We start from the raw sequence: 312 nt of genomic DNA on the forward strand, positions 1-312 counted from the left end.
GCCAGGACAGCCACAACGTTTGCATGAACGGCGCGTTCGGGAATTTCGGCGCGCCGGCGAGGCCGCCGCGGTCGCGGTCGACCATGCCGCCGATGCGGCCGGCAAGGTCGGACAGCGTATCGCGATCGAGAAGCGCCTTGGCATGCGTGGCCGAGAGCCGCGCCTCGACATGGGAGGTCAGGCCATCGGCGCTCTGGTGCAGGCTCGCCCGCTTGTCGCGCCAGGCCTTGTCGACCGCTTCCATCACCTGGATGAATCCCGGACGGCCATAACGCGGCTCGCGCGGAAAATAGGTGCCGCCCCAGAACGGCT

At 68.6% G+C, this 312-nt stretch carries 1 protein-coding gene; it reads right to left on the reverse strand.

Annotated features, from left to right (window positions below; all coding sequences use genetic code 11):
* Positions 1-312, reverse strand: a 312-nt coding sequence (locus EN852_RS38330) for a DUF255 domain-containing protein (RefSeq protein WP_135879871.1), incomplete at both ends; no start/stop codon positions are given.

Origin of the sequence: Mesorhizobium sp. M2E.F.Ca.ET.209.01.1.1 (assembly GCF_004010375.2) — a bacterium.
Taxonomy (GTDB): domain Bacteria; phylum Pseudomonadota; class Alphaproteobacteria; order Rhizobiales; family Rhizobiaceae; genus Mesorhizobium.